This window comes from Actinokineospora sp. PR83 (assembly GCF_021056305.1).
Lineage (GTDB): Bacteria > Actinomycetota > Actinomycetes > Mycobacteriales > Pseudonocardiaceae > Actinokineospora > Actinokineospora spheciospongiae.
The window spans coordinates 1-14757 of sequence record NZ_JAJCXD010000007.1; the positions used below are offsets into that span (position 1 = coordinate 1).

Sequence of the window (14757 nt, forward strand, 5' to 3'; positions counted from 1 at the left end):
TGACCACCCGCGCCGCCGCGGGCGAACCGCCGCCCGACGCCTGGGTGCTGCTGACCCCGGCGCTGCGCGCGCGGGGCGCGGTCCCGGGCGGGGAGACCGTGGCGGTGTTCGGCACCGGCCCCGAGCGGGTCGAGGTCGACCGGCCCGGGGCGCCGGGCCGGGGCGCGGCCGGGGAGACCGGCGCCCGCAGGCACGCGGGATCCGCGCTGGCCGACTCACCGCGGCTCACCGCGCGCCCCGACGTCACCGCCCTGCTGCGGACGGGTCGCGTCGACCCCAGGGTGCTGACCGTCCTCGCCGGGCTCACCTCGTCGCGACCGGTGCGGGTCACCGCGCTGCCCGCGGTGCCTGGCGAGGACGCGGCCGGGCAACCCCGCCGCCAACTGCTGGTCGCCGCCGCCGGGGAGCAGGCCGACCAGGTCGCCCTGTACTTCGCGGGCCAGCGCGGCGCCTACCGGCCCCTGTCCGTGACCAGCACCGCCGAGGGCGTCCTGGTCCGCTACCCGCCCGGGGCACCCGCCGGGCTGCTCGCCCCGTTCGACCCACCTCCCTGAACCCCGAAAGGAACACCGACGATGTCGCGTCGGACAGCACCGCTCGTTGCGGCGGTCCTCCTCCTCGCCTGCGCCCCACCCACCGCCCGGGCCGCCCCCGGCCCCGACCTGGGCTGGGTGCGCCTGGGCCACCTCGCCCCCGAGGCGCCACCGGTCGACATCTACCTCGCCGCCTTCGGCCGCGCCGAGCAGGTGGTGGTCCGCAAGGCCGGGTACGGCGCGGTCACCCCGTACTCCGCGCTGCGCGCGGGCGCGTACACCGTGGCCATGCGCCCGGCCGACGCCGCGCCGACCTCCCCGCCCGCGCTGACCGCGACCGTGGACATCACCGCCGCCACCGCCCACTCGCTGCTGGTCTTCGCCACCGGCCCCGGTGGTTCGCTGCGCGGCGACCTGGTCACCGACGACCTGGGCAGGCCGGAGTCGGGCGCGGGCCGGGTCCGGGTGGTGCAGGGCACCGCCGCGCTCGCCCCGGTGACGGTCGAGGTGGTCGGCACGACCACCCCGCTCGCCGCCGACGCCTCCTACGGCATGACCACCCCGTACTGGGACCTGCCGCCGGGCCGCTACGACGTGGTGCTGAGCGGGTCCGCCGGGCGGGCCCCGACGCAGGTCGACGTCCGCGCGGGCACCTCGACGACGCTGCTGGTGACCGAGGCCGACGGCGCGCTCAAGGGCACACCGCTCACCGACAGCGCGGGCCCGGAGGTCAAACCCCTGCTGGGGGTGGAAGCCGGCGCGGGCGGAACCTCCACTGTGGACTCGCCGGTGGGACTGCTGGCGGCGTTGTCCCTGCTCGCGGCGGCGGGCGCGGGCGCCGCGCTGCGGTTCCGCGCCCGGGCGCGGGGGTGAGGAAGCGCGCCGCGGCGGTCCTCCTGGTGTTGGCGGCGGTCACCGGCTGCGCGCCCGCGCTCCCGGTGGCACCGCCCGCCACCGCACCGCCGTCCGCCCCGCCCCCGGAGCCGATCGCAGCGGCGCGGGTGTCGCCGGTGGGGCTGGAGATCCCCGCCATCGGGGTCGCCGAGCGGGAAGTGGTCCCGCTGCGGCTCGGCGCGGCTGGCGAACTGGAACCGCCCGCCGACTTCGCCAGGGTCGGCTGGTACGCCGACGGGACCGCCCCGGGCGACGTCGGGCCCGCGGTGCTCGCCGGCCACGTCGACTCCCGGGCGGGCCCGGCCGTCTTCTCCCGCCTGCGCGAACTCGAACCGGGCGACCGGGTCACCGTGCACCGCTCCGACGGCGCGGCAGCGGTGTTCACCGTCGACGAGGTGCGCCGGTACCCCAAGGACGCCTTCCCGACCGACGCCGTCTACGACCCGGTGCCGGGGGCGGCGCTGCGGCTGATCACCTGCGGCGGCGCGTTCGACCGCGCCCGCCGGTCCTATGAGGACAACGTGGTGGTGTTCGCCTCGGTCCGCTGGGCGGGCTGAACCGGGTCACCCCAGCCCGGCCAGGAAGCGACCGGTGACGTCCACGGCGGGGGCCGCCGCGCCCGCGTCCTCGACCAGGACGGCGAACGCCACGTCGCCCCGGTAGCCGGTGAACCAGCCGTGTGCCTGGCTGCCGTCGCCGAACTGGGCGGTGCCGGTCTTGCCGGAGGCGCCGTACTTCGCCAGCGCCGTGGCCCGGCCGGTGGTGACCACCTCGCGCATCATGGTGCGCAGGGACCGCACGGTCGCCACCGCCGGGCCCCGGTAGCCGGTGTTGACGGTCGTGTCGACGCCCGTGAACAGCCGCGGGGTGACCGCGCCGCCGTGCGCGACGGTGGCCGAGACCAGCGCCATGCCGAACGGGCTGACCCGCACGGTGCCCTGGCCGATGCTGTTCTCCACCTGCTCGGAGCGGTCCCCGGCCGGTGGCACGCGCCCGGTCTGGGTGTTGAGGCCGGGCACCGAGAAGTCCGCGGCCAGGCCGAACCGGGCCGCGGCGGTGGGCAGCGCGTCGGCGGGCAGGTCGCCCGCGAGCGCGGCGAAGGTGGTGTTGCAGGACTGGGCGAACGCCGTGTGCAGCGGCACCGCGCCCAGGTCGAAGTCGGCGTTGCGGATGGTGCGGGTGCCGATGGTCTGCGTGCCGGGGCAGGGCAGCACGGTGTCGGTGGTCGCCGCGCCCGCGCTGAGCACGGCGTCGGCGGTGACGACCTTGAACGTGGAGCCCGGCGGGTAGAGGCCGCTGAACGCGCGGGCGCCGTCGGAGCCGCCCGCGGTGGCGACGGCGAGGATGCCGCCGGTGGAGGGGCGCAGGGCGACCAGGGTGGTCGGCTTCCCCGCGCCCGCGACGGCGGCGTTCGCGGCGGCCTGGACCTTCGGGTCCAGGGTCGTCGCCACCGGTGCGGCGGGCGGCGGCGCGGTCCCGAACAGCGTGGCCACCGGCGCGCCGTTCGCGTCGACCACGGCCACCACGCCGTCGCCCGCCCCGGTCGCCGGGGTGGCGCCCTTCTTGATCGCGCTCGCCAGCGTCGGGTCCACCCGCGTGTCCCCCACCGGGGCCAGGTCGCTCCCGGACCAGGTGAACAGCGGGGCACCGCCCGCGCCGACGACGGCGACGCTGTTCTGCTGGGCGGCCAGGTGGGCGAGCCGCTGCCCGGCGGCGAGCTGCGGGTGGATGACCGCGGGCGTCCAGGCCACCAGCCAGGTCTCGCCCGCGCGGACCACGCGGAGGGTGTTGGAGTACGTCCACGCCTTGCCGGACTGGAGGGTCCAGGTCGTGGTGAACGCCTCCTGCGCCTCCACCGCGCCCGCGGCGGGCTCCACCGGGTTCAGGGCGAACACCACGCCCTGCGCACCCAGGGCGGTGCGGGTGTCGGCCAGTGCCTGGGTGGCGGCGGGGGTGTTGTCGGTCAGGGCACCTGCGCCCGCGTGATCACCCCGGCGGACCCGGTCGAGGAACGCCTGCGCGGTCTGCGCCGCCGTGAGCGGAACAGCGGCTTGGCCCTGCGCCGCAGCCCTGTCCGGCGGTGCAGGCGACGGCCGCGCGTCGGGCAACAGCACGAACCAGGCGAGCAGGACGACCGCCAGGACGGCGGCACCGCCGATGGACAGTATCCAGCGCTTGCGCGTCTCGGACACGCGAAACCCCCAGTGGAACCCCAGTACCCCCGACGCGCGGACGTCGCGCTGCCCCCCAGCGTGCCGGCCGCCGGGGGACCGGACCAGTTCCTGTGGTGACGAACGCACAACGGCGGGGGCGCCCCCACTGGGCGCCCCCGCCGTCGAACGGGTCCGGTCAGACGCGCCGGACGTCCACGCGGACCTGCACACCGTCGCCCACGGTCCCGGCGGAACCGTTCTCGACCAGGGCGTAGGCGACCGAGTCGGCCAGGGTCTCCCCCGCCACGAACGCCTCGTGCACGCGCACCGCAGCGAGCACCTCCCCGGGGGCGTCGACGGTCAGCGCGATCCGGTCCGACACCTGGAGCCCGGCGTCGCGGCGGGCCTGCTGCACGACCCGGATCAGGTCGCGGGCCAGGCCCTCGGCGGCCAGCTCCGGGGTGACCTCGGTGTCCAGCACGACCAGCCCGGAGCTGCCGGGCAGCTCGGCGGTCGCCCCGGCGTCCACCGCGACCAGGCGCCGGTCGTACTCGCCGTCGAGCAGCTCCACCCCGGCAGCCACCACGGCACCGGCGTCGGTGGTGCTCCACTCCCCGGCCTTGACCGCCTTGATGACCTTCTGCACGTCCTTGCCCAGCCGCGGCCCGCAGGCGCGGGCGTTGACCGCCAGCTCGAACCGGCCGTGCGCGGCCACGTCGGTGGTCAGCTCGACCGCCTTGACGTTGACCTCGTCGGAGATCAGCGACGTGAACGGCTCCAGCACCGCCGCGTCCTCGGCGGCCACCAGCAGCTTCGCCAGCGGCAGCCGCACCCGCAGCCGGTTGGCCTTGCGCAGCGCCAGCGCCGACGAACACACCTGCCGCACCCGGTCCATGCCCGCGACCAGGGCGTCGTCGGCGGGCAGCGCCTCGGCGTCCGGCCAGTCGGCCAGGTGCACCGAGCGGCCACCGGTCAGGCCCCGCCACACCTCCTCGGTGGTCAGCGGCAGCAGCGGCGCGGCCAGCCGGGAGACGACCTCCAGCACGGTGTGCAGGGTGTCGATCGCGTCGGTGTCACCGGCCCAGAAGCGGTCCCGCGAGCGGCGGACGTACCAGTTGGTCAGCACCTCCAGGTACTCGCGCACCGACTGGCACGCCCCGGAGATGTCGTAGGTGTCCAGCGCCGCGGTCACCGACTCGACCAACTGCCGGGTCTTGGCCAGCGCGTAGCGGTCGAGCACGTGCGGCGAGTCGGTCCGCCAGGTGCCCTCCTTTCCCTCGGCGTTGGCGTAGAGGGCGAGGAAATACCAGGAGTTCCACAGCGGCAGCACCGCCTGGCGCACCGCGTCGCGGATGCCCCGCTCGGTGACGACCAGGTCGCCGCCGCGCAGGATCGGGCTGGCCATGAGGAACCACCGCATGGCGTCGGAGCCGTCGCGGTCGAAGACCTCGTTGACGTCCGGGTAGTTCTTGCGCGACTTGGACATCTTCTGCCCGTCGTCGCCCAGCACGATGCCGTGCGCCACGCAGTTGGTGAACGCGGGCCGGTCGAACAGGGCGGTGGCGAGCACGTGCAGCGTGTAGAACCAGCCGCGGGTCTGCCCGTTGTACTCGACGATGAAGTCACCCGGGTAGTGGTCCTCGAACCACTCGCGGTTCTCGAACGGGTAGTGCACCTGGGCGAAGGACATCGAACCCGACTCGAACCAGCAGTCGAGCACCTCCGGCACCCGGCGCATGGTGGACGCGCCCGTGGGGTCGTCCGGGTTGGGCCGGGTCAGCTCGTCGATGGTCGGCCGGTGCAGGTCCGTCGGCCGGGTGCCGAAGTCGCGCTCCAGGTCGTCGAGCGAGCCGTAGACGTCCACCCGCGGGTACGCGGGGTCGTCGGAGACCCACACCGGGATCGGGGAACCCCAGAACCGGTTGCGGGAGATGTTCCAGTCGCGGGCGTTGTCCAGCCACTTGCCGAACTGGCCGTCCTTGATGTGCCCGGGCACCCAGTTGATCTGCTGGTTCAGCTCGACCATGCGGTCCTTGAACGTGCTGACCGCGACGAACCAGGACGACACCGCGCGCTGGATCAGCGGGTTGTCGCAGCGCCAGCAGTGCGGGTACGGGTGGTTGTAGGTTTCATGCCTCAACAGAGCGCCGCTGTCCTTCAAGTCGCGGATGATCTGCTTGTTGGCCTCGAAGACGTGCACGCCCGCGTACGGCGGCACCTCCGCGGTGAACCGGCCGTGGCTGTCGACCGGGACCACCACTTCGATCCCGGCGGCGTCGGTGACGACCTTGTCCTCCTCACCGAAGGCGGGCGCGATGTGCACGACACCGGTGCCGTCGTCGGTGGTGACGTAGTCGGCGGCCAGCACCTGGTGGGCGTTCTCCCGACCGGCGAAGAAGTCGAACGGCGGCTGGTACCGCGTCCCCACCAGGTCGCTGCCCCGGTACCGGGCCAGGACCGGCAGGTCCTCCCCCAGTTCGCGGGCGTACGCGGCGACCCGCGCCTCGGCGAGCAGGTACCGGGTACCGGCGCTCTCCACGACGGCGTAGTCGACCTCCGGGTTGACCGCGGCGGCCAGGTTCGACGGCAGCGTCCACGGGGTCGTCGTCCACACCAGGGCCTGCACGCCGTCGAGGTCGGTGCCGGGCGCGCGCAGCCGCAGGCCCACCGTGACGGCCGGGTCCTGCCGGTCGCGGTAGGTGTCGTCCATCTTCGTCTCGGTGTTGGACAGCGGCGTCTCGCAGCGCCAGCAGTACCAGAGCACCCGGAAGCCCTCGTACACCAAGCCCTTGTCGTACAAGGACTTGAAGGCCCACATGACGCTTTCCATGTAGTCCAGGTCGAGGGTCTTGTAGTCGTTGTCGAAGTCCACCCAGCGCGCCTGCCGGGTCACGTACGCCCGCCACGAGTCGGCGTACCGCATGACCGAGGTGCGGCAGGCGTCGTTGAACTTCTCGATCCCGAACGCCTCGATGTCGCTCTTCGACGAGAACCCGAGCTGCTTCTCCGCCTCCACCTCGGCGGGCAGGCCGTGGGTGTCCCAGCCGAAGCGGCGCTCGACGTGGCGGCCGCGCATGGTCTGGTAGCGCGGCACGACGTCCTTGACGTAGCCGGTCAGCAGGTGCCCGTAGTGCGGCAGGCCGTTGGCGAAGGGCGGGCCGTCGTAGAAGACGAACTCGTTGTCCCCGTCGTCGCCCGCGGGCCGGGCGTCCACAGTGGCCTGGAACGTGTTGTCCCGAGCCCAGTAGTCGAGCACGGTGGTCTCGAGGGCGGGGAAGGACGGCTGCGCCGGGACGGCGTCCCCGGCGGCGGAACTGGTCGCCTTGGGGTAACCCATGGGTGGCACTCCTCGTACGAGATCGGTCGGACCCACGCGGGGACGACCCGTCCCGGTCCTGCGCCGGTCCGCGCCGCGGTACCACCCCGCTTGCCACCGGGAACCCGGTGACCTCTCGTACCCGGCTGTCACGGGCCGGTCCCGTCCGGTTCTACTGGGGCCGCTCCCCTGGCGGAGCGCAGGCCCGTTCTTCCGGAGACTCCCCGGTGATGGCCGGATCGACGTCTGTACCCCCAGGGTACTGCGTGTCCGCAACCGGGTTCCCGGGAGCCTGCTCGCGGAACGCCGCGGGCCCGAACCCGCGCCAGGCCACCGCGGTCAGCACGACCATCGCGACCCCGGCGGTCCAGAACGGGGCGGTCAGCCCGAACGCCTTGGCCAGCAGCCCGCCGCTCAGCGAGCCGAGGGCGGCGCCCCCGATCGACAGCAGCATCGACACGCTGCCGACCCGGCCGCGCAACCGGTCGGGCACCACCCGCTGGCGGACGGCGGCGATGATCGTGCCCCACACCACGCCGTGCACGCCGAAGGCGAACAGGACCACGCCCACGACCCACGCCGACCGGGTGGTGGCGAGGACGAAGTGGGTGGCGGTCTCGATGAGCAGGCCCACCCGCATCAGCGGGCTCTCCCCGAAGCGGCGGATCAACCGGCTCGCGGCCACCGCGCCGAGCAGCCCGCCGACCGCCATCACCGTCGTGAGCAGACCGAACCCGATCGCGGGCAGGCCCAGCCGCTCGGTCGCGTAGAGCACCATGATCGACAAGGCGCCCATCAGGGTGAGGTTCATGAAGAACAGGCAGACGAAGAACATCCGCAGCAACCGGTGGGCCAGCAGCCACCGCACCCCCTCGGCGATCTCCTGCCGCATCGGGCGCCGCCCGGCCGGGTCGGGCGGCACGGCGCGGTGGCGCAGGCTGCGCACCAGCAGCGCCCCGACGAGGAAGGTGGCCGCGTTGACCCCGAACGGCAGCGCTGCGCTGAACACGAAGATCGCTGCGCCGAGCGGCGGTCCGGCGAACTGGTTGCCCAGCAGGTGGACCCCGGTGAGCCGAGCGTTCGCGGCGGGCAGGGCCTCGACCGGGACGACCGCGGGGACCAACGCCCCCGAGGCGGTGTCCGCGAGGGTCTCGGCGGTGCCGAGCAGGAAGAACGCCGCGTAGACCACCGGGATGGACACGTGCCCGGTGGCGATGGCGGCGGTGAGCGCGCCGAGGACGGCGGCGCGCACCAGGTTGACCGCGACGACCAGGCGCCGCCGGTCGAGCCGGTCGACGAGCGCGCCGCTGAACAGCGACAGCAGCAACCACGGCAGTTGCTGCACGAACACGGCCATGCCGACCAGTGCCGGGTCACGCGTGAGGCCCGCCACCAGCAGCGGCCCGGCCGCCAAGGCGACACCGTCGCCGAGGTTGGTGGCCAGGGACGCGAACCACAGGCGGTGGAAGTCCCCACCGAGCTTGGGTGTGGCTGTGGTCACGGACATGACGAGCACCACGTCGACATGGAAACCCCCGGATTCCTCGGCTCAACCGAACGGAACCGAGGTTATCCAGATTTCCCGATCGGCGTCGGGAGTTGTCCACAGGACGCTGGTCAGCCTACGTCGTTCGGCTGCTCGGTGCCCCGGCCCTCGCGGTGCCGGGCCGCCAGCACGGCGTCCGGCGTGCACAGCGCGCAGGGGGTGAAGCCGAGTTGGCGCGCCTCGGCGACCGGCAGCGTCAGCGAGGGCTTGCCCGCGATGAACGAGCACCGGCCCAGGTGGTAGCGCGGTCGCTCGTCGAGGACCCGGACCTCGGCGTCGAGGTCGGACACCACCAGCAGGTCGGAGGCGTCGGTGGCCTCCTCGGCGGGCTCGTCCCCGGGCCCCCCGGCGGCACCTGGTTCGGGTTCCGCTCCGCCTGCCCCGGACCCGTCCCGGACCGGATCGGGCCCGGCCGCCCGCGCGGGCTCGGGTTCGTCGTCGAGGTGGTCGTCGGCCACCGCCGGGGCGGACCGCGCCGCGGACCGCGTGCGGCGGGACCGCACCCAGTCGACGACGAGGATGGCCGCCGCGGCGACGCTCACCGCGACCGAGATCCACGCGAACAGGGTGTTGGCCGTGGTGAGCGCGCCGACCAGCAGGCCGAACGCCACCAGGACCAGCACCAACACGATGATCAGCACTGTTGACCCCACCCACCGGGACGTCGTGCCCGCGAACCGGTCCCGGTCCGCGGGCCGCTGTCCCGGCTACTCCGGCTCAGCCCGCCTCGGCGCGGGGACCGAACGAGTAACCGCTCTGCTGCCCCGCTGCCGCCCGGGCGCCCTCGGAGGTGGGCGCGGCGGAACCGCGGTCACCGAGCTCGCGCAGGCTGGACTCGAGGAAGGTCTTCAGGCGGGTGCGGTACTCGCGCTCGAAGGTGCGCAGCTCGTCGATCTTCTTCTCCAGCGTGGTGCGCTCCGCCTGCACCGCGCCGAGGATCTCCGTGTGCTGCCGCTGGGCGTCGCGCTCCAGCGACGTGGCCTTCTCGCGCGCCTGCCGCTCCAGCGTGTCGGCCCGGGTGCGGGCGTCGTTGAGCATGGTCTCGGCGCGCGTGCGCGCCTCGTTGACCATGGTGTCCGACTTCGTGCGGGCCTCGGAGAGCAGCTGCTCGGACTTGGTCCGGGCCTCCGCCAGCATGGTGTCCGCCTCGGCCTTGGCCTCGCCGGTCAGCCGGTCCGCCATCTCCTGGGCCAAGCCCAGGACCTTGGCGGCCTGCACGTGGTGGTCACCGCCACCACCGGGGCTGGTCTGCTCCAGCGCGCTGGGCGGCGGGACCGGGTTGAGCCTGCGCGGCTCCTCCACGGCCCGGACCGGGGCGGCCGGGGCGGCGCCCGTACGAGCGTCGTCGAGGTCGGCTCGCGCGGATTCGAGCTGCGCGTCGAGCTGCTCGACCTGCGCACGCAGGTCGTTGTTCTCCTCGATCAGGCGGGAGAGCTCCACCTCGACCAAGTCGAGGAAGGCGTCCACCTCGTCCTCGTTGTAGCCCCGCTTGCCAATGGGAGGCTTGCTGAACGCGACGTTGTGCACGTCAGCGGGGGTCAACGACATCTGATCACCTCACGCGCTCCAGGGCTGCAGGCACCCAAGTTCCCCGTTACCCGGGATAGGCCAGCCGCATCAGAATGAATACGACCAACAGCAGCACCATAATCGATAGGTCCAGGCCCACGCCCCCGATCCGCACCGTCGGGATGAGCCGACGGACGAGTCTGACCGGGGGGTCGGTCACTGTGTAGATGGTCTCCAGCGCCACCGCAACCCCACCGGCCGGTCGCCATTCCCTGGCGAACGTCCGGACGAGCTCGACCACCACACGGGCGGTCAGCAGCAGCCAGAAGGCGAAAAACACCCAATAAGCGGCGAGACGCACTGGTTCCACGGGTCAACTCTGCCACTACTCAGCTTCGACCCGCGAACCCGCCCTCGGCCAACCGCCGCTTGTCCTCGGCGGTCGGGTCGACGTTGGGGGGTGAGATCAAGAACACCTTGTTGGTGACCTTGTCCATCGAGCCGCGCAGCGCGAACGCCAGACCGGCGGCGAAGTCGACGAGCCGCTTGGCGTCGCCGTCCTCCATCTCGGTCAGGTTCATGATCACCGGGCGACCGTCGCGGTAGTGCTCGCCGATCGTCCTGGCCTCGTAGTAGCTGCTCGGGTGCAGCGTGACCACCCGGCCGAGCGGGTAGCCGGTCGGGACCGGCGGCTCGCTGGGTCGGGGGCGGGGCGCCGCGTCGCGGCGGGCATCCATGGCCAGTGCTCCCTGGGTGGTCGAGGTGTCCGCGACCGCGGACACGGTCGACCCGATGGCCGACGGCGGCGACCAGCCGCGCGGTCGCAACCGCTCGACGGGCTCGTAGTCGTCGTCCACCTCGGACTCGGAACGGTAGCGCCCCGAGCGGCGGCCACGTCCGGGGGTGTACTCGTCGAACTCGTCGTCGGCGAGGTACTCCGGGCGGTGGCCGTAGCCACGCCGGTCGTAGTCGTCGAGGTCGTAGTCGTCGAGTTCGTCGGCAGGAACCATCCCGAAGTAGGCCTTCAACTTCTGCAGCGTACTCATGGCTTCCTCCGTGACTCCCGGGCGTGGCTCCCGCGCAAGACGACCTACCCGCGCCTCACACGTCTCAACCGTCACTCCGGGGTTCGGGTTCCCAGACCCCCGTTAGGGGGAGGCTAGCCCGCGACCCCCCAGGAGGGCGGTTCCGACACGCACGCACGTCGACCCGTAGTCGATCGCCTCTTCAAGATCGTTACTCATGCCGCAGGAAAGCTCCGTGGCCTGGGGGTGTTCGGCCCGCAGCCGTTCCGCTGCACTGGCAAGACGCGCGAAGGCGGCCGCGGGTTCCACCCCGCGCGGGGCCACCGCCATGATCCCGCGGAGGCGAAGATCACGCGCCCCGACCACCTCCTCGGCGAGCGCGGGCAGGTCGTCGAGCGGGCAGCCGCCGCGGGCCGGGTCGCCGTCGATGCTCGCCTGGAGCAGGACGTCGAGCGGCCCCTCGCGCTCCCCCGCCGCCGTGGCGTTGCCCACCGCCCTGGCCAGTGCCGCGGCCAGCCGGGCGGAGTCGACGGACTGGACCTCGGCCGCCCACCGCACCACCGCGCGCGCCTTGTTGCGCTGCAACTGCCCGACCATGTGCCAGCGGATCGGCAGGTCCGGCCGCAGCTCGGCGACCCGCGCGGCCTTGGGCCCTGCGTCCTGCTCCCGGTTCTCGGCCAGGTCGAGCACGCCGAGGTCGGCGAGGGCGATCGCGTCCTCGGCCGGGAAGGTCTTGCTCACCCCGAGCAGCCGCACGCCCGCCGGGTCGCGGCCCGCCGCGGCGCAGGCGGCCTCGATCCGGGCCCGGACCTCGGCGAGGTTGGCGGCGATCTCGGCGGCGCGGTCGGTCATCGGGGGTCCACCCAGGTCACCGCGGCCAATCGCCCAGTGGTCCCTTCCCTGCGGTGACTGAACAGCGCGGCTTCCTCGTTGGTGCACCGCGGGTCGATGCCGATCCTGGCCACCCCGGCGTCGGCGAGCTGGCGCCACAGCCCGGCGCGCAGGTCCAGCCCCGGGGTGCCGCGGCGGGTGCGGCAGGCGCTGCCGGGCAGGTGCTTCTCCACGTCGGTCTGCATCGCCTGCGGCACCTCGTAGCAGTCGCCGCAGACCGCGGGCCCCAGCAGCACCTCGACCCGCGCCACGTCGGCCCCGGCGGTGCGCATGGCCGCCAGCGCGGCGGGCACCACCCCGACCCGGGCGCCGACGCGCCCGGCGTGCACCGCGCCGACGACCCCGGCCACCGGGTCGCCCAGCAGGACCGGCACGCAGTCGGCGACGAGCACGACCAGGGCCAGCCCCGGCTCGGCGGTGACCACGGCGTCGGTGGCCTCCAGCGGTTCGGTGACCGGCCCGTCGACGACCTGGGCGGTGCGGCCGTGCACCTGCTCCATCCACACCAGCCGGTCCTCGGGCACCCCCAGCTCGCGGGCCAGCCGCTCGCGGTTGGCCCGGACCGCCGCCGGGTCGTCCCCGACGTGCCCGCCGAGGTTGAACGAGTCGTAGGGGGGCCGCGAGACCCCGCCCTCGCGCGTGGTGACCACCCGGCGAATGCGCACCCTGTGACTCCTCATCGATCACGTCCGGAGCATGTCGGCCCACAACCTATCCGGGTGGGCCGACGATGCGGCGAACCCCGGCGCGGGAACGCCGGGGTTCGCGGGGAAAACGTGGGGACCGGGGGGGTTACCGGCGCATGAAGGGGGGCACGTCGACCTCGTCGTCGGGGTCGTCGGTCACCGGCACGGGGCGGCCGGGCAGGCTGCCCTGCGAGCCCGCGCCGGACAGCGGGCGCGGCACCGAGCCGGGGGGCGGGGTGGCCGAGACCGGCGGGGTGTAGCCCGAGGACTGCTGGCCGTACCCGGAGTTCGACTGCCCGTACCCGGAGTTGGTGTTCGAACCGGACTGCCCGTACCCGGAGCCGGGGTTGGACTGGCCGTACCCGGAGCCGGACTGGGCCGGGGACTGCCCGTAGCCCGAGGACTGCGCGGGCGCCGGGGTCTGCTGCTGCGGGGCCTGCTGCGGCTCCGGGGCGGGCGGCTCCGGGGCGCGCTCGGCCTGGGGCGCGGGGGTCGCCTGGCGCGAGCCGATGGCCGAGGGGTCCAGCTTCTTGTGCGTGGGCTGGCCCGCGTCGAACCCGGCGGCGATCACGGTGACCCGGACCTCGTCGCCGAGCGAGTCGTCGATGACCGTGCCGAAGATGATGTTGGCCTCGGGGTGCGCGGACTCCTGCACCAGCGAGGCGGACTCGTTGATCTCGAACAGGCCCAGGTCGGAGCCACCGGCGATGGCCAGCAGCACGCCGTGCGCGCCGTCCATGGAGGCCTCCAGCAGCGGCGAGTTGATCGCCTTCTGCGCGGCCTGCACCGCCCGGCCCTCACCGCGGGCGGAGCCGATGCCCATCAGCGCGCTGCCCGCGCCGGACATGACGCTCTTCACGTCGGCGAAGTCGAGGTTGATCAGCCCCGGGGTGGTGATCAGGTCGGTGATGCCCTGGACACCGGAGAGCAGCACCTCGTCGGCGGAGCGGAAGGCGTCCATCAGGCTGACGCCGACGTCGCCGAGCTGCAGCAGCCGGTCGTTGGGGATCACGATGAGCGTGTCGCACTCGTTGCGCAGCTCCTGGATGCCGTCCTCGGCCTGCTTGGCCCGCCGCTTGCCCTCGAAGGAGAACGGGCGGGTGACCACGCCGATGGTCAGCGCGCCGAGCTTGCGCGCGATCGAGGCGACCACCGGGGCGCCGCCGGTGCCGGTGCCGCCGCCCTCGCCCGCGGTGACGAAGACCATGTCGGCCCCCTTGAGGACCTCCTCGATCTCCTCGCGGTGGTCCTCGGCGGCCTTGTGGCCGACCTCGGGGTTGGCCCCCGCGCCGAGGCCGCGGGTCAGCTCGCGGCCGATGTCGAGCTTGACGTCGGCGTCGGACATCAGCAGCGCCTGCGCGTCGGTGTTCACCGCGATGAACTCGACACCCTTGAGACCGACCTCGATCATGCGGTTGACGGCGTTCACGCCGCCGCCACCGATGCCGACGACCTTTATCACGGCGAGGTAGTTGTGCGGGGGCGTCATCGAAGCCGCCTTCCTGATAGTGGTCCTGCATGTGCGGGCCCGGGAACCCTCGACCTCAACCAGAGAGTGAGAGTTATGTCAACCCCGGACTAACAGGAAAGGTAGGCATAGCGACGCGCGGTATCCAGCCGCCACGCCGTGCGGTGTCGCGGTTGTTGGTCACGGGACGTGCCCGCCCGGCGGTGTACGCCGCCCGGTCACTCCCCGGTGGTGCCGTCCAGCAGCTCCCGGATGACGTCGAGGTGGCCAGCGTGCCTGCCGGTCTCCTCGATCATGTGCAGCAGGACCCAGCGCGCGTTGACCTCCTCGCCGCGGAAGGGCACGACGGTGTCGAGGCCGATCCCGGCGATGACGGCGCGGCTGTCGGCGCACTGCGCGGTGTAGTCGTCGACCAGCTTCCGCAGCGGGATCTCCACGGCGCCGCGGAACTCCGCGTCCGGGTCCTCGTCGGTGTAGGGGGCCAGGTCGGGCCTGCCGTCGAGGACGGTGCCGAACCAGTAGGCCTCCACCCAGCGCAGGTGCGCCAGCAGCCCGGAGACAGTCATCAGCGGCGAGGGCAGCACCGAGCGGCGCGCGTCCTCCTCGGACAACCCCGCGGCCTTGAGCACGACGGACCCGCGCAGGTAGTCGAGGAAACCGTTGATCTGGTCGATGTCGCCCGCCACCCGCGGCGGGTCGATCCGGGTGTCGTCCTGTGCCATGCCGCGCAGTCTCG

General features: G+C 73.4%; 13 protein-coding genes and 1 pseudogene. 3 read left to right on the forward strand and 11 right to left on the reverse strand.

The annotated features are described in order from the left end of the window. From L6E12_RS02180 to L6E12_RS02190, 3 genes and pseudogenes are all read left to right on the forward strand, one after another. Nucleotides 1-554 (forward strand): annotated as a pseudogene (locus tag L6E12_RS02180) (glycosyl transferase); the annotation flags it as partial. A 21-nt stretch (nt 555-575) separates the two neighbouring features. Continuing rightward, the gene (locus L6E12_RS02185; RefSeq protein ID WP_236226176.1) at nt 576-1406 is read left to right on the forward strand and encodes a DUF4397 domain-containing protein; all 831 of its coding nucleotides are present in this window, start codon (nt 576-578) and stop codon (nt 1404-1406) included. Then, entirely contained in the window at nt 1403-1984 is a 582-nt protein-coding gene (locus L6E12_RS02190) for a class F sortase (RefSeq protein WP_236226177.1), read from the forward strand. The genes L6E12_RS02185 and L6E12_RS02190 overlap by 4 nt, the downstream gene beginning before the upstream one ends. A 6-nt stretch (nt 1985-1990) precedes the next feature. Here L6E12_RS02190 and L6E12_RS02195 read toward each other — a convergent pair whose 3' ends face one another. The 11 genes from L6E12_RS02195 to L6E12_RS02245 all read right to left on the reverse strand — a co-directional run bounded on the left by L6E12_RS02195 (nt 1991) and on the right by L6E12_RS02245 (nt 14743). Continuing rightward, complete coding sequence (locus tag L6E12_RS02195) at nt 1991-3619, reverse strand: penicillin-binding transpeptidase domain-containing protein (RefSeq protein WP_236226178.1); 1629 nt, start codon at nt 3617-3619, stop codon at nt 1991-1993. A gap of 157 nt (nt 3620-3776) precedes the next feature. Next, nucleotides 3777-6917 carry an isoleucine--tRNA ligase gene (gene ileS, locus L6E12_RS02200; RefSeq protein WP_236226179.1) on the reverse strand — a complete coding sequence of 1047 codons (3141 nt, stop codon included), beginning with the start codon at nt 6915-6917 and terminating at the stop codon, nt 3777-3779. Between the two features lie 151 nt (nt 6918-7068). Continuing rightward, nucleotides 7069-8403: an MFS transporter gene (locus L6E12_RS02205; protein ID WP_236226180.1), complete on the reverse strand. Its 1335-nt coding sequence runs from the start codon at nt 8401-8403 to the stop codon at nt 7069-7071. Nucleotides 8404-8513: 110 nt separating this feature from the next. Further along, on the reverse strand, nt 8514-9083 hold the full coding sequence (locus tag L6E12_RS02210) for a hypothetical protein (RefSeq protein ID WP_236226181.1): 570 nt from the start codon (nt 9081-9083) through the stop codon (nt 8514-8516). 76 nt (nt 9084-9159) lie between these two features. Continuing rightward, nucleotides 9160-9990 (reverse strand): DivIVA domain-containing protein, encoded by an 831-nt coding sequence (locus tag L6E12_RS02215; RefSeq protein ID WP_236226182.1) that lies wholly within the window; start codon nt 9988-9990, stop codon nt 9160-9162. A 46-nt stretch (nt 9991-10036) separates the two neighbouring features. Then, nucleotides 10037-10321 carry a YggT family protein gene (locus L6E12_RS02220; protein ID WP_035280169.1) on the reverse strand — a complete coding sequence of 95 codons (285 nt, stop codon included), beginning with the start codon at nt 10319-10321 and terminating at the stop codon, nt 10037-10039. A gap of 19 nt (nt 10322-10340) precedes the next feature. Beyond that, the gene (locus tag L6E12_RS02225) at nt 10341-10997 is read right to left on the reverse strand and encodes a cell division protein SepF (protein ID WP_035280167.1); all 657 of its coding nucleotides are present in this window, start codon (nt 10995-10997) and stop codon (nt 10341-10343) included. Nucleotides 10998-11099: 102 nt separating this feature from the next. Next, nucleotides 11100-11828 (reverse strand): YggS family pyridoxal phosphate-dependent enzyme, encoded by a 729-nt coding sequence (locus L6E12_RS02230; protein ID WP_236226183.1) that lies wholly within the window; start codon nt 11826-11828, stop codon nt 11100-11102. After that, complete coding sequence (gene pgeF / locus L6E12_RS02235; protein WP_236226184.1) at nt 11825-12532, reverse strand: peptidoglycan editing factor PgeF; 708 nt, start codon at nt 12530-12532, stop codon at nt 11825-11827. Before pgeF ends, L6E12_RS02230 begins: the two co-directional genes overlap by 4 nt. 127 nt (nt 12533-12659) lie before the next feature. Continuing rightward, nucleotides 12660-14042, reverse strand: coding sequence for a cell division protein FtsZ (ftsZ, locus tag L6E12_RS02240; protein ID WP_236226185.1), 1383 nt, complete (start codon nt 14040-14042; stop codon nt 12660-12662). Between the two features lie 197 nt (nt 14043-14239). Next, entirely contained in the window at nt 14240-14743 is a 504-nt protein-coding gene (locus tag L6E12_RS02245) for a DinB family protein (protein ID WP_236226186.1), read from the reverse strand. Nucleotides 14744-14757 lie beyond the last annotated feature (14 nt).

What these genes read in the sequence shown, in the direction of transcription:
- L6E12_RS02185 (WP_236226176.1), top strand. Translation starts at nt 576, where the DNA reads ATGTCGCGTCGGACAGCACCGCTCGTTGCGGCGGTCCTCCTCCTCGCC.
- ileS (WP_236226179.1), bottom strand. Translation starts at nt 6,917, where the DNA reads ATGGGTTACCCCAAGGCGACCAGTTCCGCCGCCGGGGACGCCGTCCCG.
- L6E12_RS02205 (WP_236226180.1), bottom strand. Translation starts at nt 8,403, where the DNA reads ATGTCCGTGACCACAGCCACACCCAAGCTCGGTGGGGACTTCCACCGC.
- L6E12_RS02215 (WP_236226182.1), bottom strand. Translation starts at nt 9,990, where the DNA reads ATGTCGTTGACCCCCGCTGACGTGCACAACGTCGCGTTCAGCAAGCCT.
- L6E12_RS02225 (WP_035280167.1), bottom strand. Translation starts at nt 10,997, where the DNA reads ATGAGTACGCTGCAGAAGTTGAAGGCCTACTTCGGGATGGTTCCTGCC.
- L6E12_RS02230 (WP_236226183.1), bottom strand. Translation starts at nt 11,828, where the DNA reads ATGACCGACCGCGCCGCCGAGATCGCCGCCAACCTCGCCGAGGTCCGG.
- ftsZ (WP_236226185.1), bottom strand. Translation starts at nt 14,042, where the DNA reads ATGACGCCCCCGCACAACTACCTCGCCGTGATAAAGGTCGTCGGCATC.
- L6E12_RS02245 (WP_236226186.1), bottom strand. Translation starts at nt 14,743, where the DNA reads ATGGCACAGGACGACACCCGGATCGACCCGCCGCGGGTGGCGGGCGAC.